Below are 18,853 nucleotides of genomic sequence, written 5' to 3'. Positions count from 1 at the left end.
TTTCGCGGGTGGCTGACAACAGTGGCCCGTTCGAGGAGATAGCATGATCGTTCGTCCCGTACGCAGCAGCGATTTACCGGCCCTGATTGATCTGGCGCGCAGCACTGGCACCGGCCTTACCACCTTGCCGGCCAACGAAGAGCGCCTGACCCACCGGGTAGGCTGGGCGGAAAAAACCTTTCGCGGCGAAGCCGGGCGCGGCGATGCCGACTACCTGTTCGTGCTGGAAAACGATGAAGGCCGCGTGGTGGGAATCTCCGCCATTGCTGGCGCCGTTGGCCTGCGCGAGCCGTGGTACAACTTCCGGGTAGGGCTGACCGTCAGCGCGTCCCAGGAGTTGAATATCTACCGTGAGATTCCGACGCTGTTCCTGGCTAACGACCTCACCGGTAACTCCGAATTGTGCTCGTTGTTCCTCCACGCCGATTACCGCAACGGCCTTAACGGCCGCATGTTGGCCAAGGCGCGCATGTTGTTTATCGCCGAGTTCCCGCAACTGTTCGGCAACAAGATCATTGCCGAGATGCGCGGTGTGTCCAACGACGCCGGGCGTTCGCCGTTCTGGGAAAGCCTGGGCCGGCACTTCTTCAAAATGGAGTTCAGCCAGGCCGACTACCTCACGGGCGTAGGCAACAAGGCGTTTATCGCTGAGCTGATGCCCAAGTTCCCGCTGTACAGCTGCTTTCTCTCCGAAGACGCACGCAATGTGATCGGCAAGGTCCACCCGGACACCGAGCCGGCCCTGAGCATGCTCAAGAGCGAAGGCTTCAGCTACCAGGGCTACGTGGATATTTTCGACGCAGGCCCGGCGGTGGAATGTGAAACCAGCAAGATCCGTGCGGTGCGCGACAGCCAGTCACTGGTGTTGGCCATCGGCACGCCGGGGGACGACGCTACGCCGTTCCTGATTCATAACCGCAAGCGCGAGGAGTGCCGTATCACCGCCGCTCCGGCCCGGCTGGCGGCAGGCACCCTGGTGGTCGATCCGCAGACCGCCAAGCGCCTGCAACTGGTGGTGGGTGATCAAGTGCGTGCTGTTGCGTTGTCTGCTGCTCGGGAGTCGAAATAATGAATTCGTTGTATATCGCAGGTAGCTGGCTGGCCGGCCAGGGTGAACTGTTTGAATCGCGCAACCCGGTGACCCAGCAAGTGCTGTGGGCCGGCAATGGCGCCACTGCTGAACAGGTCGAATCCGCCGTGCAGGCTGCGCGCCAGGCATTCCCGGCGTGGGCCAGGCGCTCGCTCGAAGAACGCATCAGCGTGCTGGAAACCTTCGCCGCCACGCTTAAAAGCCGTGCCGACGAAATCGCCCGCTGCATTGGCGAAGAGACCGGTAAGCCATTGTGGGAATCAGCCACCGAAGTCACCAGCATGGCCAACAAGATTGCAATCTCGGTGCAAAGCTACCGCGAACGTACCGGCGAGAAGAGCGGCCCCCTGGGCGACGCCACCGCTGTGTTGCGTCACAAGCCCCACGGTGTGGTGGCGGTGTTCGGTCCTTATAACTTCCCTGGGCACTTGCCGAATGGGCACATCGTTCCGGCGTTGCTGGCCGGTAATACCGTGTTGTTCAAACCGAGCGAGTTGACCCCCAAGGTCGCCGAGCTGACCGTACAGTGCTGGATCGAAGCCGGTTTGCCGGCGGGCGTGCTGAACCTGCTGCAAGGCGCGCGGGAAACCGGTATCGCCTTGGCGGCCAACCCAGGCATCGACGGCCTGTTCTTCACCGGTTCCAGCCGCACTGGCAACCATCTGCACCAGCAATTCTCCGGGCGCCCGGACAAGATCCTGGCCCTGGAAATGGGCGGTAATAACCCGTTGGTCGTGGACGAAGTCGCCGACGTGGATGCGGCGGTGTACACCATCATCCAATCAGCATTTATCTCGGCAGGCCAGCGTTGCACCTGTGCTCGCCGCTTGCTGGTGCCTGAAGGTGCCTGGGGCGATGCCCTGCTGGCGCGCCTGGTGGCGGTGAGTGCGAGCATTGAAGTGGGTGCTTTCGACCAGCAACCGGCGCCGTTCATGGGCTCGGTGATCTCCCTTGCTGCGGCCAAAGCGCTGATGCAAGCCCAGGAACTGATGTTGGCCAATGGCGCCGTGGCGCTGCTGGAAATGACCCAGCCTCAGGCTCAGGCCGCATTGCTGACCCCTGGCATCATCGACGTAACCGCTGTGACGGAGCGTGAAGACGAAGAGCTGTTTGGCCCGCTGCTGCAGGTGATCCGCTATGCGGATTTTGCCGGTGCCATCGCTGAGGCCAACAACACCCAGTACGGCCTGGCCGCTGGCCTGTTGTCGGACTCCGAAGCGCGTTACCAGCAGTTCTGGCTGGAAAGCCGCGCCGGTATCGTCAACTGGAACAAGCAGTTGACCGGCGCTGCCAGTACCGCGCCGTTCGGTGGTGTCGGGGCGTCGGGCAATCATCGCGCCAGTGCCTATTACGCGGCGGATTATTGCGCGTACCCGGTGGCGTCGCTGGAGACGCCGAGCCTGGTCGTGCCAGCCACGCTGACCCCCGGCATAACGCTGATCTAAATGTGGGAGCGGGCTTGCTCGCGAAAGCGGTGGTTCAGTCACTTCAAAAGTTGAATGACATACCGCATTCGCGAGCAAGCCCGCTCCCACAATGGATCTGTGGTGTATTCAAGTGATTTGATGCCTATAAAAACAGATGTTCGTGGAGCCTCGCCGATGAAATCCTGTGAAGTCAATTTTGACGGTCTAGTGGGGCCGACCCATAACTACGGCGGTTTGTCCTTCGGCAACGTCGCGTCCCAAAGCAATAGCCAGCAGTCTTCCAACCCGAAGGAAGCGGCGTTGCAGGGCCTGCAGAAAATGAAAGCCCTGATGGACATGGGCTTTGTGCAAGGTGTATTGGCGCCCCAGGAACGCCCGGATGTGGCCGCCTTGCGCAGCTTGGGTTTCAGTGGCACCGACGCCCAGGTGATCGAGCAGGCGGCCAAGCAGGCCATGCCTTTGCTGGTCGCGAGCTGCTCGGCATCCAGCATGTGGGTAGCCAACGCCGCCACCGTCAGCCCAAGCGCCGACACCGCAGACGGCCGCGTGCATTTCACTGCCGCCAACCTCAATTGCAAATACCACCGCAGCATCGAACACCCCACCACCAGCCGCGTGCTGGGGGCCATGTTCGCCGATGGCAAGCACTTCGCCCACCACGCCGCCTTGCCGGCCGTGGCGCAATTTGGCGATGAAGGCGCGGCCAACCACACGCGTTTCTGCCGTGAGTACGGTGAGGCGGGTGTCGAGTTTTTCGTCTTCGGCCGCAGTGCTTTCGACCCTCGTTACCCAGCCCCGCAGAAATACCCGGCGCGCCAGACCCTCGAAGCCTCCCAGGCGGTTGCGCGCCTGCATGGCTTGAAGGATGACGGCGTGGTTTACGCCCAGCAGAACCCGGCGGTGATCGATGCCGGTGTGTTCCACAACGATGTGATCGCGGTGGGCAACGGCGAGGTGCTGTTCTATCACGAGGATGCGTTCCTCAATACCGAACAGATGCTCGCCGAACTGCACGGTAAGTTGAGCAAGCTGGGCGGCAACTTCCAGTCGGTGTGTGTGCCCCGCGCGTTGGTCAGTGTCGAGGACGCGGTGCGTTCCTACCTGTTCAACAGCCAGCTACTGACTCGTCCTGACGGTTCGATGCTGCTGATCGTGCCGGAAGAGTGCCGCGCCAATGAGCGCGTGTGGCAGTACTTGCAAGGCCTGACCGCTTCCGGCGGGCTGATTCGCGAGGTCAAGGTCTTCGACCTCAAGCAAAGCATGCAAAATGGTGGTGGGCCGGCGTGCCTGCGCCTGCGTGTGGCGTTGAACGAAACCGAGCTGGCGGCCGTGAACCCAGGGGTTATCATGACCGCGCCGTTGTACGAAACCCTGACCCAATGGGTGGGCAAGCACTACCGTGACAGCCTGCGCGAAACCGACCTGGCTGACCCGCAGTTGCTGCTTGAGTGCCGGACGGCACTGGATGAACTGACGCAAATCCTTAAACTGGGCTCGGTTTATCCTTTCCAGATCAATTAATGCCACACGGCTGAGATATTTTATTTATGACCGACACCCTGAAACTCATCCTTGAAGACACCGACGGCACCCAGCTGGAAACCTCCTGCACCCGCGTCGCCGTGGTCTGGCAGGGCAAGGAGATCTGGATCCAGCACGACGGCCGCGGCCAACTGCTGATTGGCGTGGACGTAGAAGAGGGCGACGCCGAGTACGCCAACCTGCTGATGCGCCCATTGGCCACCAACCTGATGAGCCTGCAACTGGAAATGGAACCGGCGGACGTTGAAGGTGACGACGATCACGTCCATGGCCCAGGCTGCAACCACTAAGGAAGCTGCTTATGCTCGCCCTCGGCAAACTGCTTGAACTGACCCTCGCCGGTCGTGAACCGGCGCAAAAAATTCAACTGACTGTCGACGGCGTGCAGATGCGCTGGCTCAGCGAAGGCGCGCTTGAAGTGCGTCCTCCTGAAGCTTTGGACAACGGCAGCGACCTGCTGCTGTCGTCCGGCATCCATGGCAACGAAACCGCGCCGATCGAACTGCTCGACCGCCTGTTGCATGGCATCGCCCGTGGGGAGATCAAACCCCGCACCCGTATTCTGTTCCTGTTCGGGAATACCGAGGCCATGCGCCGCGGTGAGCGTTACCTCGAACTGGACGTCAACCGGCTGTTCAACGGCCGTCATGAACAAAACATCGGCCCCGAAGCCATGCGTGCCGCTGAGCTTGAGCAATTGGCCCGCAGCTTTTTCAGCCAGCCTGGCCGTTCGCGCCTGCATTACGACCTGCATACCGCGATTCGTGGTTCGAAAATCGAGCAGTTCGCGTTGTACCCGTGGAAGGAAGGCAGACAGCATTCGCGCCGTGAGCTGGAGCGCCTGAACGCGGCCGGCATGCAGGCGGTGCTGCTGCAGAACAAGACCTCGATTACTTTCACCGCGTTTACCTACGAGCAACTCGGCGCCGAGGCGTTCACCCTGGAGTTGGGCAAGGCGCGGCCGTTCAGGCAGAACGACGGTGTGGACGTGTCGCGCCTGGAAGCGCGCTTGAAGCAGATCATCGAGGGTAACGAGCCTGAGATCGGTAGCCTCGACGGCCTGCAACTCTTCGCCGTTGCGCGGGAAGTGATCAAGCACAGCGACGCCTTCCTGATGCACCTGCCCGCAGATGTGGAAAACTTTTCGGAATTGGAAAAGGGCTACCTGCTGGCCGAAGACGTGGCCAAGACCCGCTGGGTGATCGAGGAGGAGGGCGCCCGCATTATCTTCCCCAACCCTAAGGTGAAGAACGGCTTGCGCGCCGGGATACTGATCGTGCCCACCACGGACGCCGGCCTGGCCTAAGAGCCGAGGCTGGCTCGATCAAATGTGGGAGCTGGCTTGCCTGCGATAGCATCACCTGGGTATCACTGATACACCCAGGCCTCTGCATCGCAGGCAAGCCAGCTCCCACACTGGGTTTAGACCGCTACAGCACGCGGCTCACTACGACGGATCGCGCGCACCTTGTGCAGCGTATCGGCGCAGGTGCGCGCTGCTTCCTGGCCCTTGTGCACGAAGTGTTCGTAGAAGAACGTGGTGTGCTCGCTGCCGGCATGGAAGTGGTGCGGCGTCAGGGACACCGAGAACACCGGCACTTCAGTTTCCAACTGCACCTGCATCAGGCCGCTGACCACCGATTGCGCGACGAATTCGTGGCGGTAGATGCCGCCGTCCACCACCAGCGCGGCGGCAACGATACCCGCGTAACGGCCGGTCTTGGCCAGCAATTTGGCGTGTAGGGGCATTTCAAAGGCGCCGCCGACTTCGAAGAAGTCGATGTCCGATTCCTGATAACCCTGGGCGATCATTTCGGCGAGGAAGCCTTTGCGCGATTGGTCGACAATATCCTTGTGCCAGCAGGCCTGGATAAACGCGACGCGCTCGCCGTGATGGTTTTTGCTTTTGCTGTCGATTGCGGTGGGTTGCATGTTCTGACTCCTGTTTAAGAAAAAAACAGGGCGTTATGAATCGAATGGGATTTAAGGGTGCGCGTGCGCAAACAGGCGCGCGGCCCTTAGGTGCCAATCCCGTTCTCTCTTCATCCGGACTATGACCGTCGGCCCCGGGATCACACCGGGTCTGCTGACCTTGTCGCCGTCCTGCCTGAGCAGTTCGAGGCGCCAAGCGCTCGCGGGCTATGCACATTGCGTGCAATTACCGCCGGTGGGGAATTGCACCCCGCCCTGAGAACGTTGCCGCCAGAACCCTGGCGGCGCAGAGTTTTTAACATGGTTTTTCAAAAACTGCACGGTTGCCGTCTCGATAACTTATATCGGTTTGTTTGGTTGGTATTCGAATGAATGTAATCGGGGCTTGATATTCCGTGGCTTTGCCCGCAGTAATCACACACAAAAGGATTTATCCACTCCGTTAGAGGCCCCCCTTCATGACCGTGATCGACCTGCGCAGCGACACCGTGACCCAACCCACCCCCGGCATGCTCGACGCAATGGCCAGCGCCGTCAGTGGCGATGATGTCTACGGCGAAGACCCCAGCGTCAACCGCCTGGAGGCCGAACTGGCCCAGCGCCTGGGCTTTGCCGCGGCGCTGTTCGTACCCACCGGCACCATGAGCAACCTGCTGGCGTTGATGGCTCACTGTGAGCGCGGCGAGGAATACATCGTCGGCCAGCAGGCCCACACCTACAAATACGAAGGCGGCGGCGCGGCGGTGCTGGGGTCGATCCAGCCGCAACCCCTGGACGTTCAAGCTGATGGCTCCCTTGATCTGAACCAAGTGCTTGAAGCCATCAAGCCCGACGACTTCCACTTCGCCCGCACACGCCTGCTGGCGCTGGAAAACACCATGCAGGGCAAAGTGCTGCCGCTGGATTACCTGGCCAAGGCCCGTGCATTTACCCACGAGCATGGCCTGGCCCTGCACCTGGATGGCGCGCGCCTCTACAACGCGGCGGTCAAGCTGGGGGTGGATGCGCGAGAAATCGCCCAGCATTTCGATTCGGTGTCGGTGTGCCTGTCCAAGGGCCTCGGCGCGCCGGTCGGCTCGGTGCTGTGTGGCTCGGCGGCGCTGATCGCCAAGGCACGGCGCCTGCGCAAGATGGTCGGCGGCGGCATGCGTCAGGCCGGTTCACTGGCAGCGGCAGGTTTGTATGCCCTGGACCACCAGGTACAGCGCCTGGCTGACGACCATGGCAACGCCCAATGGCTGGGCGATGAGTTACGCAAGGCTGGCTATAGCGTGGAGCCGGTGCAGACCAATATGGTCTACGTGCAGATCGGTGACCAGGCGCAGGCGCTGAAGGCCTTTGCGGCCGAGCGTGGGGTCAAGTTGAGTGCCGCGCCGCGCCTGCGCATGGTCACCCATCTGGATGTGAGCCGGGCGCAGATCGAACAAGTGGTGCAGACATTCGTCGCGTTTTCGCAGAAATGACAGTGCAGGCCGTCTAATTGACTGTTTCTATCACATAAACACGCTGTACCACCGGCAAAGGGCCGATATAATGCGGCCCTTTGCCGTCGCTCCGTCTGATGATGTTGCGCACTGGCCTTTGGCCGCAGCCTCCGTGGAAGAACCTAATGAAAAGCGCAGAAATCCGTGAAGCCTTCCTTCGCTTCTTCGAAGAGCAAGGTCACACCCGTGTAGCCTCCAGCTCCTTGATCCCAGGCAATGACCCAACCCTGCTGTTCACTAACGCGGGGATGAACCAGTTCAAGGACTGCTTCCTGGGCCAGGAAAAGCGCGCCTACACCCGCGCCACCAGCAGCCAGAAGTGCGTACGCGCCGGCGGCAAGAACAGCGACCTGGAAAACGTCGGCTATACCGCCCGTCACCACACCTTTTTCGAGATGCTGGGCAACTTCAGCTTCGGCGACTACTTCAAGAAAGACGCGATCACCTTCGCCTGGACCTTCCTCACCGGCGTGCTGAAGCTGCCCAAGGAAAAACTCTGGGTCACCGTGTACGCGACGGACGATGAAGCGTATGACATCTGGACCCAGGAAATCGGTGTACCTGCCGAGCGCATGATCCGTATCGGCGACAACAAAGGTGCGCCTTACGCGTCCGATAACTTCTGGACCATGGGCGATACCGGCCCGTGCGGCCCGTGCACCGAGATTTTCTACGATCACGGCGACGATATCTGGGGGGGCCCGCCAGGCTCGCCAGAAGAAGACGGCGACCGTTACATCGAGATCTGGAACAACGTGTTCATGCAGTTCAACCGCACCGCCGACGGCGTGTTGCATCCGCTGCCAGCGCCGTCGGTGGACACCGGCATGGGCCTGGAGCGGATCAGTGCGGTGATGCAGCACGTTCACTCCAACTACGAGATCGACCTGTTCACCAACCTGCTGAGCGCTTCGGCGGCGGCCATTGGTTGCGCCAATGAAGGCCAGTCTTCGCTCAAGGTGGTGTCGGACCACATCCGCTCCTGCGGTTTCCTGATCGCCGATGGCGTGCTGCCGTCGAACGAAGGCCGTGGCTACGTGCTGCGTCGCATCATCCGTCGCGCGTGCCGTCACGGTAACAAACTGGGCGCTACCGGCAGCTTCTTCTACAAGATCGTGGCCGCGCTGGTTGCCGAGATGGGCGATGCCTTCCCGGAACTCAAGCAACAGCAAAGCAACATCGAGCGGGTGCTCAAGGCTGAAGAAGAGCAGTTCTCCAAGACCCTGGAGCACGGCCTGAAGATTCTCGAACAGGACCTGGCTGAGCTCAAAGGCACCGTGGTGCCGGGTGATGTGGTGTTCAAGCTGTACGACACCTATGGTTTCCCGATGGACCTGACCGCCGACATCGCCCGCGAGCGCGAGCTGACCGTCGACGAAGCCGGTTTTGAGCGTGAGATGGAAGCCCAGCGCGTGCGTGCACGTTCGGCCAGCTCCTTTGGCCTGGACTACAACACCCTGGTCAAGGTTGACGTACCGACCGAGTTCACCGGCTACAAGTCCACTGCGGGCTCGGCCAAGATCGTCGCCATCTATAAAGACGGCAAGTCGGTCGACGTATTGAGCGAAGGTGAAGAGGCGGTTTTGGTGCTGGACCAGACGCCGTTCTATGCCGAGTCGGGTGGCCAGATTGGCGATTGCGGTTTCCTGAGCTCGACATCCGGTCGTTTTGACGTACGCGACACCACCAAGACCGGCGGCGCGTTCCTGCATCACGGTGTGCTGGTGCTGGGCAACTTGACCGTGGGCGCGCCGGTAGACGCCCAGGTTGATGCCGACGTGCGGCATGCCACTGCGTTGAATCACTCGGCCACTCACTTGCTGCATGCCGCGCTGCGCCAGGTACTGGGCGAGCACGTGCAGCAAAAAGGTTCGTTGGTGGACAGCCAGCGCCTGCGCTTTGACTTCAGCCACTTTGAAGCGATCAAGCCTGAGCAGATCAAGGCCCTGGAAGACATCGTCAACGCCGAGATTCGCAAGAACACCCCGGTTGAAACCGAAGAAACCGATATCGAGACCGCCAGGAACAAAGGCGCCATGGCGCTGTTTGGCGAGAAGTACGGCGACGAAGTCCGCGTGCTGAGCATGGGCGGCAGCTTCTCGGTAGAGCTGTGTGGTGGCATCCACGCCAACCGCACCGGCGACATTGGCCTGCTGAAGATCATCAGCGAAGGCGGTGTGGCCTCGGGTGTGCGTCGTATTGAAGCGGTAACCGGTGCTGCGGCCCTGGCTTACCTCAATGCAGCCGAAGAACAACTCAAGGAAGCGGCCGGCCTGGTCAAGGGCAGCCGCGACAACCTGATCGACAAGCTGTCCGCCGTGCTGGAGCGCAACCGTGCGCTGGAAAAACAGCTGGAGCAATTGCAGGCCAAGGCGGCCAGCGCTGCGGGTGATGACTTGTCGGCAGCGGCGGTTGACGTCAAGGACGTAAAAGTCCTGGCGGCGCGCCTGGACGGCCAGGATGGCAAGGCGCTGTTGGCCTTGGTCGATCAGTTGAAGAACAAGCTCGGCCGCGCAGTGATCCTGCTCGGCAGTGTCCATGAGGATAAGGTCGTTCTGGTTGCTGGTGTAACCAAGGACCTGACTGGCCAACTCAAAGCCGGTGATTTGATGAAACAAGCCGCTGCGGCAGTGGGCGGCAAGGGTGGTGGTCGTCCGGACATGGCGCAAGGCGGTGGTGTCGATGCCGCAGCCCTGGACGCGGCGCTGGCCTTGACCGTGCCATTTGTCGAGGCAGGTATTTAAGGCATTGTTAACCGGCCCGTGGTCTAGTCACGGGCTTGTTCATTGCGGGTGGATTGATATTAGGCGCCCCTTTACGGGCTGAGGCGGCTTGGAAATGGCTTTGATCGTACAGAAATTTGGAGGCACCTCGGTCGGTTCTGTCGAAAGAATCGAGCAGGTCGCCGACAAGGTTAAGAAGTTCCGCGATGCCGGTGATGACCTGGTAGTGGTGCTGTCGGCCATGAGTGGCGAGACCAATCGCCTGATCGATCTGGCCAAGGCCATCAGTGGTGATCAACAGCCGCTGCCGCGTGAGCTGGATGTGATCGTCTCCACGGGCGAGCAGGTGACCATTGCGCTGTTGGCCATGGCGCTGAACAAGCGTGGCGTGCCTGCGGTGTCCTACACGGGTAGCCAGGTGCGCATTCTTACAGACAGCGCGCATACCAAGGCGCGCATCCTGCAGATTGATGATCAGAAAATTCGTACTGATCTGAAAGCAGGGCGCGTGGTAGTTGTAGCGGGTTTCCAGGGCGTGGATGAGCACGGCAACATCACCACGCTCGGTCGTGGCGGTTCGGACACCACCGGTGTGGCCCTGGCGGCAGCGCTAAAGGCTGACGAATGCCAGATCTATACCGATGTGGATGGCGTCTACACCACTGACCCACGCGTGGTGCCAGTGGCCCAGCGCCTGGACAAGATCACCTTTGAAGAAATGCTGGAAATGGCCAGCCTTGGTTCCAAGGTGTTGCAGATTCGCGCGGTGGAGTTCGCCGGCAAGTACAACGTTCCGCTGCGCGTATTGCACAGCTTCAAGGAGGGTCCGGGCACCCTCATTACTATTGATGAAGAGGAATCCATGGAACAGCCGATCATTTCCGGCATCGCTTTCAATCGCGATGAAGCCAAGCTGACGATCCGTGGCGTGCCAGACACCCCGGGCGTGGCTTTCAAGATTCTGGGCCCTGTCAGCGATGCGAATGTTGAAGTCGACATGATCGTGCAGAACGTTTCGCACGATAACACCACCGATTTCACCTTCACTGTGCACCGCAACGAATACGATGCGGCATTGAAAATCCTGCAGAACACGGCGAGCGAGATTGGCGCCCGTGAAGTGGTCGGCGATACCAAGATTGCCAAGGTGTCGATCGTAGGGGTGGGCATGCGTTCCCATGCTGGCGTTGCCAGCCGTATGTTCGGGGCCCTTGCCAAAGAAGGTATCAACATCCAGATGATTTCCACCTCGGAAATCAAAGTCTCGGTAGTGCTCGAAGAGAAGTACCTGGAACTGGCTGTACGCGCGCTGCATACCGCTTTTGAGCTGGATGCTCCGGCCCGACAGGGCGAGTAATGCGTTGCCAGGAAGGCGCGGTTTACCGCGCCTTTCATTTTTTTGTGGAGTACATGGTCTTTTGCATGGGCTCGACAATACTTAGCGAGTAGGGCTACGACCTTTTGGTTGTAGGTTGAATGCTTTTTTTTTGCAGACTGTTGTTCCTGAACTGAAATGCGTGAGGTGAAAGGTATGCTGATTCTGACTCGTCGTTGCGCAGAAAGCCTGATTATCGGTGATGGCGAAATCACCGTGACCGTGCTCGGCGTCAAAGGCAATCAAGTACGTATTGGGGTTAATGCTCCGAAAGAGGTGGCGGTCCACCGCGAGGAAATCTACCTGCGGATCAAGAAAGAGAAGGACGAAGAACCAAGCCTTTAATTTTTATCGTTTTTTATGTTTGCAAACGGGGAGGAACGTGGTTAATATACGCCCCGTGTTGCGGAGAGCTGGCCGAGTGGCCGAAGGCGCTCCCCTGCTAAGGGAGTACACCTCAAAAGGGTGTCGGGGGTTCGAATCCCCCGTTCTCCGCCATTATTTGCTTAGTACGTTGCAATCTGGTTTTTTCGGTAAGTTGTTGAAAATACTCGAAAAAATAGCTTTACATAGAGATTGAACGGCCTATAATGCGCGGCAACAAATGCACTCGTAGCTCAGCTGGATAGAGTACTCGGCTACGAACCGAGCGGTCACAGGTTCGAATCCTGTCGAGTGCACCATTTAAGAGTTAGTTGCAGCGATGCAGGTAGCTTGGCTTCAACCAGTTGTGATCTGGTCTAAAAACACAATCTGCACTCGTAGCTCAGCTGGATAGAGTACTCGGCTACGAACCGAGCGGTCACAGGTTCGAATCCTGTCGAGTGCACCATACAAACAAAAAGCCCGCCTAGTGCGGGCTTTTTGCCGTCTGGGGTTTGTGTAGCTTTTATCCGACGTTCTCCTTTTTCTCCCTCCTCATGTGTTTTCCCCCGCGCCTGCGTCGTCGCAGTTCATAGATGCAGCCAATACTGAGCTTTGGCGTGCAAGCGCTTGTTCTTTCCAGTTTTTTAACGTTTAAAACGTCCGGGCGGTGTATCATGCGCCCGTCAGCCCCGCCGGGGCTTGTGGAATACCTCCATGGACTTACCCAGTAGTTACTCAGTACCCCGTTTTACCAATCATGAATTGACTGATTGATCCTTCCGGCGTGCCCCGCTGCTGGGAGTGGAGTTCGCCTATGACCGAAGTAGAAGTAAAGAAAACACAAGAAAGCCTGCAGGATCGTCTGGCTCAAGTTATCGAGCTGCTGCAGCGCCAGCGCGTGGTCGAAGACCTCACGCACCGCCAGGAAGGTCCGAATCACGACCGCGTCGAAAACCTGGTTCACCGGCAAAACCTCGTCGAGTTGCAACGCAAGCTCGATGACCTGCACTCCGCCGACGTCGCCTATATTCTTGAAGCCTTGCCGCTGGATGATCGACTGACCCTGTGGCAGTTGGTCAAGGCTGATCGCGACGGTGACATCCTTCTGGAAGTATCGGACTCGGTGCGTGAGACGCTCATCGCCGACATGGATGACCACGAGCTCCTGGCTGCCGCCAAGGAGATGGACGCGGATGAGCTGGCGGACCTGGCCCCTGAGCTGCCCCGTGATGTTGTCCATGAGTTGATGGAGGCGCTCGATACGCAGCAGCGTGAGCGTGTGCGTTCCGCGCTGTCGTACGACGAGGACCAGGTCGGCGCACTGATGGACTTCGAGATGGTCACCATCCGCGAAGACGTCAGCCTTGAAGTGGTGTTGCGTTACCTGCGCCGTCTCAAAGAATTGCCCGGCCACACCGACAAACTGTTTGTGGTCGACTATGAGGGGATCCTCAAGGGCGTTTTGCCGATCAAGCGCCTGCTGGTCAATGATCCGGAGAAGAAAGTTGCTGACCTGATGGCCAGCGATACCGTGAGCTTCCATCCGGACGAAGATGCCTACGACGCGGCCCAGGCATTCGAGCGTTACGACTTGATCTCGGCGCCGGTGGTGGATAAGAACGGCAAGTTGATCGGTCGTCTGACCATCGATGAAATCGTTGACTTGATCCGTGAAGAAAGTGAAACCGAAGTCCTCAACATGGCGGGTTTGCGTGAAGAGGAAGATATTTTCGCGTCGGTCTGGCGTTCACTGCATAACCGCTGGGCCTGGCTGGCTATCAATCTGATTACCGCGTTTATCGCTTCTCGCGTGATCGGGTTGTTTGAAGGCTCCATCGAGAAGCTGGTGGCCTTGGCGGCGTTAATGCCGATTGTGGCGGGTATTGGCGGTAACTCCGGGAACCAGACCATCACCATGATCGTGCGCGCCATGGCGCTGGACCAGGTCAGTACCGCCAATTCCTCACGGCTGTTGCGCAAGGAACTGGCGGTAGGCCTCATAAACGGATTGGTGTGGGGCGGCGTGATTGGCGTGGTGGCCTACTTGCTCTACGGCAGTTGGTCCCTGGGCGTGGTCATGACTGCGGCCATGACCCTAAACCTGTTGCTGGCGGCCTTGATGGGGGTATTGATCCCCATGACTCTGGCGCGTCTAGGTCGCGATCCCGCCATGGGTGCCAGTGTGATGATCACGGCCATGACTGACAGTGGTGGTTTCTTCATCTTCCTGGGTCTGGCAACGATCTTCCTGCTCTGACCCTTCCAGCGGGGGCAAGCCTGCCCTCGCTTTGCTTCTTATTCCAAAGCTCCACGCAAAAAAAAGCCAGCACATGGCTGGCTTCGGCTTTCAGGTGTCAATCAATTGGCTTCTGCGGCCGCCTCCACGTCATGCGCGATAAGCGAGACGAGAGCATTTTGCTGGCGGTGGGAGAGCTGACGAAAACGCTGCAGCAGTTCGCGTTCGTGCAGTGACAGCTCGGGGCTGTCCAGGCGCATGCTCAACTCTTCACCCAAGGCACCTTCCTGAATAAGGCTTTGTTCCAGGCGTGCGATGATTTCGGAGTTCATGCTGCGGTGATGATTGCGAGCCACCTCGGCAATGCGTTCCCGCATTCCGTCTGGCAGACGTACGACGAATTTGTCAGCCGTACGGCTGGAATAAATTGCCTGTTTCAATGGGCGCATATATTTAACCGGTTAGTTCAGGGGAGCGGTTTCTGGAATTGGCCGCAAGATGAGTGTTAAGACAAGGCTCACGACCAAAGTTCAACCCGAATTGCAAAGAGGCCGCATCATGCCTCAGATTTGACATTTCATTGGCGTCAATTCTGTGACAAATATTGAACCGCCTACAGGCTTTATGCCAGTACTGATTTGCGTTTTTGCGGACTGGTTGGAAAAATTTCCTGCGCCTGCAGCGAAGCTCGTCAATCTTCGCTCAAGCCTGCGCGGCATCTGGGTTGAAGGGCGCCCGTCCTACAGCGATATGGCCTTTTGCCCTCAGGCTTAAGGTTAGTAGCTGTTCGCCTATTTACGAGTGTCAGGCGACATAAGGTAGGGGAGGGAGATGGGGGGAGGGTTAGCGCAGGAGCGGATCGAATTTGATTCGGCGACCCTTGATGAGTGTCAGTACCAGTAGGCTGCCCAGCACGGCGCTGGCGACGAAGGCTAGGGTTTGAGTTTGTTGTGATGTAGCTCCCAGGCCTAGCGCAACAGATAGGAGCGTCAGGCACAGAAACAACCAGGCAGATTTCGACATGAATAGTGTTCTCAGAAAACCCAATGCTCGGCCGCTGGCGCTGGTTGTGTATCTTGGGTCAGGCGGATGGGAGACTGGGGGGTTGCGGTCATCAGTGCCAACTGAGGGCGCTGTTGCAGATGGTGGGGAATGGCTTGGCTGATTTGCGCGCCGTCTTCACTATTGGTCGGCTGAAAATGAAACGTCACCACCGTAGCCAGTGCCACAGCGTTCAGTGCGAGTAGAAGGGCGCTGTTCATCATCATAGTCTCCACGGTGCCTGGAACGATTGGTTTTGTGTTTATGACTTTGCAGATGTCGTGCCAATCTATTATTCCAATAAAAACAAGGAGTTAAGTTTGTTTTTTTAGGGTGCTGGGTTGCAGTTTGCAATGATGGCATATTGGCGTAGTGCAATTTGCACGACAACGGTGAAAGTCTTGGCATGCTGGATGATGCGATGAACGTACGCGCAAGGATTGGCCTACAGTCAAAATGCCAACGGACGACATGACAAAACCAGCCTCGGCCGTTAAGATGCACGCCGTCTGTCGCTAGCCCTTCAGGGTAAGCGTGGCATTTGTCCCAGTAGCTCAATTGGATAGAGCATCCCCCTCCTAAGGGGAAGGTTGGCCGTTCGAACCGGCCCTGGGACACCAGATAAATAGGCACTCTTAGGCGTATCCGTCGGTTTCAGAATAAGTCTGTGACAGCAGGATGGCAGCAAGAGGCTTAGAAAGACCCTGTTCGAGGAAGCACGAGCGGGGTTTTTTTTGCTTCAAAACCGACACGGCCCATAAGTGCTCGGTTGAGTCGCCGACTCCAGGCAAAACAGTTAAGCTCCTTGATCTTGTAGCGTGTTCGACATCTGGTCCGTAAGGTCTGCTGCGATAGTAGAGCAACCTAGTGGCTATCAGAGTTTCTACAGATAAGGATGTCGCAATGGAGATGTCAGCAAAAAAACGCAGGACCGTCGAAGCCGATTTGACTGCGCTCCTTAAGCCGACAGCGTGGATGCCTAAGTTGCAGGCCTACAAAACTCTCGATTTGATAGAGAGACTGCGACGAGAAATCCGAACGCCTGGCGGGCATTCGTTGTATTTTTCGGAAAAGGGTCTGGAAAGCTTCTTAAGGCTCAGTGACACAATGGAAGAGGTTTTGCCAAGCCGATCAGTGCTTGAGCCGCAGAACATCCATGTTGCTTGCAAGACTGCTCTCGGACACCTGCGCGAGCAAGACACCCCTTCGAGAGATATTGTGTCTTACATGACGGAAGTGGACAGAATCGCCCAGGAGTCAATCAGCCCGCACAGGTTCTACACGTCCTTAGCGGGCCTTGAATTTGACGGTGTTGATGAATTCAGCATCGGTTATTTATCCATACAGAGGCCGGACCTCAACGTATTAAAAAGCTGTGTTGCATATGACGATTTGGTCACCAGCACATGGAAACAGATGCAACAGGGGTTATGGGTGACGGCTGAGGTCACAGGCAGTTTTGAATACGCAGAGCGTCGTTTCTTCGACGACGTAAAGAACGCCTGCGGATTGCTAGCTCTTTCGTTCACCACCGTGTTGGAGCGCGGCGGCGCAGCGGTGAGGCTGATTCCGAGCATGGATGGTCGTTTTAAACCTGGCGCGGTCAGTTGGTTTTCTTTTTCGACAACATCAAAGGTGCTCCGCGCGACAACTAATATGGTGGGCTTTCAAAGGCTCACATTCGGTGAGGCGCATAAGAGCGGACTGTTGAGCTGCGACTGGTATCACGATTTAGTTCGAATCACCCAAAATGGAAAAGGGTCAGATGCGGAGCTCGCTGTCCGTAGAGCGATTTATTGGTTTTTTGATGCTCAAACAGACACTTCTCCTGAAATGCAATTGGTGAAGTTTTGGAGCTGCATCGAATGTATTTTTTCGATTGGGAAGAGCGATACCACGAAGAAAATAAAACGTGGAGTGACTGCGATACTCACATACGGACAGTACAGCTTTTCAGAAACGAGCAATTGGAAGCGGCTTGAAAAGGAAATTGGCCACCTCTACGATTTGCGTTGTGGAGCGGTGCATATGGCTGAACATAGTCATGTGAAAGCTGAGCACGTCACGACGCTCAGCAAATGGGCGGCTTGGGTGTTGCTAGAGGTGGTTCAACTGATCACCGACGGATTCGATACGCGGGTGAAGATAAAGGCGGAAGTAGATCGAGTACATGGATTGCGGCAGGCTGATAAGGCCAAGCCAGACTAAGTGGAGCTGTCCCGAATACGCAGAACGGTAGTAGTGGAGCAGTTGGCGTGGCGGGCTGTTGCTCTAATCCCTAGGCCTGCTTTCAATAGCTCCTTAACTCGGTTGTGCAAATCGGTGTCCACTGGCCGGCCCTGATACTTCCCTTCGGCCTTGGCCTTCTCAATGCCTTGGGCCTGGCGCTCGCGGCGCTGTTCGTAATCCTTGCGCGCAATGGCGACCATCATTTCCACCAGCATTGAGTTGATGGCCCCCAGCATCCGCCCGGTGAACTCGTCGCCCTTAGTGTCCTGCATTCCCTGGTGACTGGTCGGCAGGTCGAGCGCGACGATGCGCAGGCCCTTGGAGTCAATAGCGGCCTTCAGCTTTTGCCAATCCTCCACCGGCAAGCGGGAGAGGCGGTCTATCGACTCCACCAGCAACACGTCACCCTTGCGGGCATCCTTCAGCAGGCGCAGCAGCTCGGGCCGGTCGGCGGTGGCGCCGCTGGCGTTCTCCAGGTACACGCTTGCTATGACCTTGTTATGGTCGCTGGCAAACTGCTCGAGCGAAGCCCGGGCACGGCCGGCGTCTTGTTCGTCGGTGGAGGCTCGGAGGTATGCGCGGATGAACATGATGGGTGCCTGTATCAGTTAGAACGTTCTACTAATACTGTTGCACTTTGGGTGTTACTTATCAAGCGGAAAGCCCGAAAAAAGTAAAATAAGCCTGTATCTGGATAGGCATACTCTAGGTGATACACATAACCGGATTAAACGGGACTGAAATAGTTGATTTTGGCGGGACTGAATAGGGCTTTTTTGTTGCAGTAATTCGAGGGTAGGCAAAGTGATACGTGGCCGGTATTTCGGCTCAGTCCGGTCTCAGATTGAGGATGGAGCGGGGAGGGCTGGCATCCCATTTTGGTAGGCCAGGTGTCGCGCCACGTTTTGCGAGATATGAAAACGTGGCGCGGATTTGATGTGCTCAGTTTTGAGCACATCTTCCCCCAGTTGGGTAATACCCCTGATCGTTGGGATTTACAATCCACAGAGAAATCCTCGGCAGTTCGCAGCCCAGGCAGAGTGAGAGAATCCCACTTCGGTCAGGATGGTTTAAAGGTGAGCAAGGATCACATTTGAGTGAGGGTGTCGCTGTTACAGCAACGCCTGTTCTGGCCTGCTGTCAGGAGAAGCGGGAGCCAAGCAGACCAAACGGTCCGAGTCGGCTCCTTCGGTCTGTCTCGCAATCACCGAAATTACCAGAATTGGCAGGTTGACCAGGTGTTCGGGAATCCCTCGGATCTGAGGGATTCTCTAACGTATGCTTTCCACACTCTGTAGCGTTTCCGCCACGCTCAGTGAGACCAAATCGTCTCAGTGGGACCAAAGCGCCACACATCGAGATACTTCGGGTATCGCGGTGTATTCAGCAGGGGAGATGCACTTAAACC

At 57.9% G+C, this 18,853-nt stretch carries 16 protein-coding genes, 4 tRNA genes and 1 riboswitch; of the genes, 15 read left to right on the top strand and 5 right to left on the bottom strand.

The window, feature by feature from the left end; translation table 11 throughout:
* The first annotated feature begins 43 nt into the window (after positions 1 to 43).
* The 5 genes from astA (at position 44) to astE (ending at position 5,365) form a co-directional block, all read left to right on the top strand.
* On the top strand, positions 44 to 1,069 hold the full coding sequence (gene astA, locus HU731_RS08955) for an arginine N-succinyltransferase subunit beta (RefSeq protein WP_003193612.1): 1,026 nt from the start codon (positions 44 to 46) through the stop codon (positions 1,067 to 1,069).
* Positions 1,066 to 2,535 carry a succinylglutamate-semialdehyde dehydrogenase gene (gene astD / locus HU731_RS08950; protein WP_186609178.1) on the top strand — a complete coding sequence of 490 codons (1,470 nt, stop codon included), beginning with the start codon at positions 1,066 to 1,068 and terminating at the stop codon, positions 2,533 to 2,535. Before astA ends, astD begins: the two co-directional genes overlap by 4 nt.
* Positions 2,536 to 2,691: 156 nt before the next feature.
* Entirely contained in the window at positions 2,692 to 4,038 is a 1,347-nt protein-coding gene (gene astB, locus HU731_RS08945; RefSeq protein ID WP_186609171.1) for an N-succinylarginine dihydrolase, read from the top strand.
* A gap of 26 nt (positions 4,039 to 4,064) precedes the next feature.
* Positions 4,065 to 4,349 carry a hypothetical protein gene (locus HU731_RS08940; protein WP_054922326.1) on the top strand — a complete coding sequence of 95 codons (285 nt, stop codon included), beginning with the start codon at positions 4,065 to 4,067 and terminating at the stop codon, positions 4,347 to 4,349.
* An 11-nt stretch (positions 4,350 to 4,360) separates the two neighbouring features.
* The gene (astE, locus tag HU731_RS08935; RefSeq protein ID WP_186609170.1) at positions 4,361 to 5,365 is read left to right on the top strand and encodes a succinylglutamate desuccinylase; all 1,005 of its coding nucleotides are present in this window, start codon (positions 4,361 to 4,363) and stop codon (positions 5,363 to 5,365) included.
* A 116-nt stretch (positions 5,366 to 5,481) separates the two neighbouring features.
* Here the strand turns inward: astE and HU731_RS08930 are convergent, their stop codons facing one another.
* Complete coding sequence (locus HU731_RS08930) at positions 5,482 to 5,991, bottom strand: 6,7-dimethyl-8-ribityllumazine synthase (protein WP_003193604.1); 510 nt, start codon at positions 5,989 to 5,991, stop codon at positions 5,482 to 5,484.
* Between the two features lie 97 nt (positions 5,992 to 6,088).
* Positions 6,089 to 6,258, bottom strand: a riboswitch (FMN riboswitch).
* Positions 6,259 to 6,449: 191 nt separating this feature from the next.
* Between HU731_RS08930 and ltaE the strand changes: the two genes are divergently transcribed.
* The 8 genes from ltaE (at position 6,450) to mgtE (ending at position 14,196) form a co-directional block, all read left to right on the top strand.
* On the top strand, positions 6,450 to 7,454 hold the full coding sequence (ltaE, locus tag HU731_RS08925; RefSeq protein ID WP_186609169.1) for a low-specificity L-threonine aldolase: 1,005 nt from the start codon (positions 6,450 to 6,452) through the stop codon (positions 7,452 to 7,454).
* Positions 7,455 to 7,600: 146 nt separating this feature from the next.
* Positions 7,601 to 10,219 (top strand): alanine--tRNA ligase, encoded by a 2,619-nt coding sequence (gene alaS / locus HU731_RS08920; RefSeq protein ID WP_186609168.1) that lies wholly within the window; start codon positions 7,601 to 7,603, stop codon positions 10,217 to 10,219.
* A gap of 94 nt (positions 10,220 to 10,313) precedes the next feature.
* Entirely contained in the window at positions 10,314 to 11,555 is a 1,242-nt protein-coding gene (locus HU731_RS08915; RefSeq protein ID WP_003193595.1) for an aspartate kinase, read from the top strand.
* 174 nt (positions 11,556 to 11,729) lie between these two features.
* Positions 11,730 to 11,918 carry a carbon storage regulator CsrA gene (gene csrA / locus HU731_RS08910; RefSeq protein WP_003175645.1) on the top strand — a complete coding sequence of 63 codons (189 nt, stop codon included), beginning with the start codon at positions 11,730 to 11,732 and terminating at the stop codon, positions 11,916 to 11,918.
* 62 nt (positions 11,919 to 11,980) lie between these two features.
* Positions 11,981 to 12,071, top strand: a tRNA-Ser gene (locus tag HU731_RS08905).
* 108 nt (positions 12,072 to 12,179) lie between these two features.
* A tRNA-Arg gene (locus HU731_RS08900) sits at positions 12,180 to 12,256 on the top strand.
* A 72-nt stretch (positions 12,257 to 12,328) separates the two neighbouring features.
* Positions 12,329 to 12,405: transfer RNA gene (locus tag HU731_RS08895), tRNA-Arg, on the top strand.
* Positions 12,406 to 12,753: 348 nt separating this feature from the next.
* Positions 12,754 to 14,196: a magnesium transporter gene (gene mgtE / locus HU731_RS08890; RefSeq protein ID WP_003193593.1), complete on the top strand. Its 1,443-nt coding sequence runs from the start codon at positions 12,754 to 12,756 to the stop codon at positions 14,194 to 14,196.
* A 101-nt stretch (positions 14,197 to 14,297) separates the two neighbouring features.
* Here mgtE and HU731_RS08885 read toward each other — a convergent pair whose 3' ends face one another.
* The 3 genes from HU731_RS08885 to HU731_RS08880 all read right to left on the bottom strand — a co-directional run bounded on the left by HU731_RS08885 (position 14,298) and on the right by HU731_RS08880 (position 15,437).
* Positions 14,298 to 14,624 (bottom strand): Arc family DNA-binding protein, encoded by a 327-nt coding sequence (locus tag HU731_RS08885; RefSeq protein ID WP_003193592.1) that lies wholly within the window; start codon positions 14,622 to 14,624, stop codon positions 14,298 to 14,300.
* 394 nt (positions 14,625 to 15,018) lie between these two features.
* Complete coding sequence (locus tag HU731_RS28370; protein WP_003193590.1) at positions 15,019 to 15,198, bottom strand: PA3371 family protein; 180 nt, start codon at positions 15,196 to 15,198, stop codon at positions 15,019 to 15,021.
* Positions 15,199 to 15,209: 11 nt separating this feature from the next.
* Entirely contained in the window at positions 15,210 to 15,437 is a 228-nt protein-coding gene (locus tag HU731_RS08880; RefSeq protein ID WP_186609176.1) for a hypothetical protein, read from the bottom strand.
* A 322-nt stretch (positions 15,438 to 15,759) separates the two neighbouring features.
* Between HU731_RS08880 and HU731_RS08875 the strand changes: the two genes are divergently transcribed.
* Both HU731_RS08875 and HU731_RS28365 read left to right on the top strand, forming a co-directional pair.
* A tRNA-Arg gene (locus HU731_RS08875) sits at positions 15,760 to 15,836 on the top strand.
* A gap of 283 nt (positions 15,837 to 16,119) precedes the next feature.
* Positions 16,120 to 17,424, top strand: a complete 1,305-nt coding sequence (locus tag HU731_RS28365; RefSeq protein WP_225931639.1) for a HEPN domain-containing protein — start codon at positions 16,120 to 16,122, stop codon at positions 17,422 to 17,424.
* On the opposite strand, the gene HU731_RS08865 is transcribed toward HU731_RS28365, so the two are convergent.
* Positions 17,421 to 18,035, bottom strand: a complete 615-nt coding sequence (locus HU731_RS08865) for a recombinase family protein (RefSeq protein ID WP_186609167.1) — start codon at positions 18,033 to 18,035, stop codon at positions 17,421 to 17,423. The genes HU731_RS28365 and HU731_RS08865 overlap by 4 nt on opposite strands.
* Between the last annotated feature and the right edge of the window lie 818 nt (positions 18,036 to 18,853).

Source organism: Pseudomonas salmasensis (genome assembly GCF_014268375.2).
Classification (GTDB): Bacteria; Pseudomonadota; Gammaproteobacteria; order Pseudomonadales; family Pseudomonadaceae; genus Aquipseudomonas; species Aquipseudomonas salmasensis.
The sequence above is the reverse complement of the archived record's forward strand: the minus strand, read 5'-3'. Positions and strand labels throughout refer to the sequence as shown.

Coding starts and splice junctions, on each gene's coding strand:
- astA (WP_003193612.1), top strand. CDS start 44: ATGATCGTTCGTCCCGTACGCAGCAGCGATTTACCGGCCCTGATTGAT.
- astB (WP_186609171.1), top strand. CDS start 2,692: ATGAAATCCTGTGAAGTCAATTTTGACGGTCTAGTGGGGCCGACCCAT.
- HU731_RS08940 (WP_054922326.1), top strand. CDS start 4,065: ATGACCGACACCCTGAAACTCATCCTTGAAGACACCGACGGCACCCAG.
- astE (WP_186609170.1), top strand. CDS start 4,361: ATGCTCGCCCTCGGCAAACTGCTTGAACTGACCCTCGCCGGTCGTGAA.
- HU731_RS08930 (WP_003193604.1), bottom strand. CDS start 5,991: ATGCAACCCACCGCAATCGACAGCAAAAGCAAAAACCATCACGGCGAG.
- ltaE (WP_186609169.1), top strand. CDS start 6,450: ATGACCGTGATCGACCTGCGCAGCGACACCGTGACCCAACCCACCCCC.
- alaS (WP_186609168.1), top strand. CDS start 7,601: ATGAAAAGCGCAGAAATCCGTGAAGCCTTCCTTCGCTTCTTCGAAGAG.
- HU731_RS08915 (WP_003193595.1), top strand. CDS start 10,314: ATGGCTTTGATCGTACAGAAATTTGGAGGCACCTCGGTCGGTTCTGTC.
- csrA (WP_003175645.1), top strand. CDS start 11,730: ATGCTGATTCTGACTCGTCGTTGCGCAGAAAGCCTGATTATCGGTGAT.
- mgtE (WP_003193593.1), top strand. CDS start 12,754: ATGACCGAAGTAGAAGTAAAGAAAACACAAGAAAGCCTGCAGGATCGT.
- HU731_RS08885 (WP_003193592.1), bottom strand. CDS start 14,624: ATGCGCCCATTGAAACAGGCAATTTATTCCAGCCGTACGGCTGACAAA.
- HU731_RS28370 (WP_003193590.1), bottom strand. CDS start 15,198: ATGTCGAAATCTGCCTGGTTGTTTCTGTGCCTGACGCTCCTATCTGTT.
- HU731_RS08880 (WP_186609176.1), bottom strand. CDS start 15,437: ATGAACAGCGCCCTTCTACTCGCACTGAACGCTGTGGCACTGGCTACG.
- HU731_RS28365 (WP_225931639.1), top strand. CDS start 16,120: ATGGAGATGTCAGCAAAAAAACGCAGGACCGTCGAAGCCGATTTGACT.
- HU731_RS08865 (WP_186609167.1), bottom strand. CDS start 18,035: ATGTTCATCCGCGCATACCTCCGAGCCTCCACCGACGAACAAGACGCC.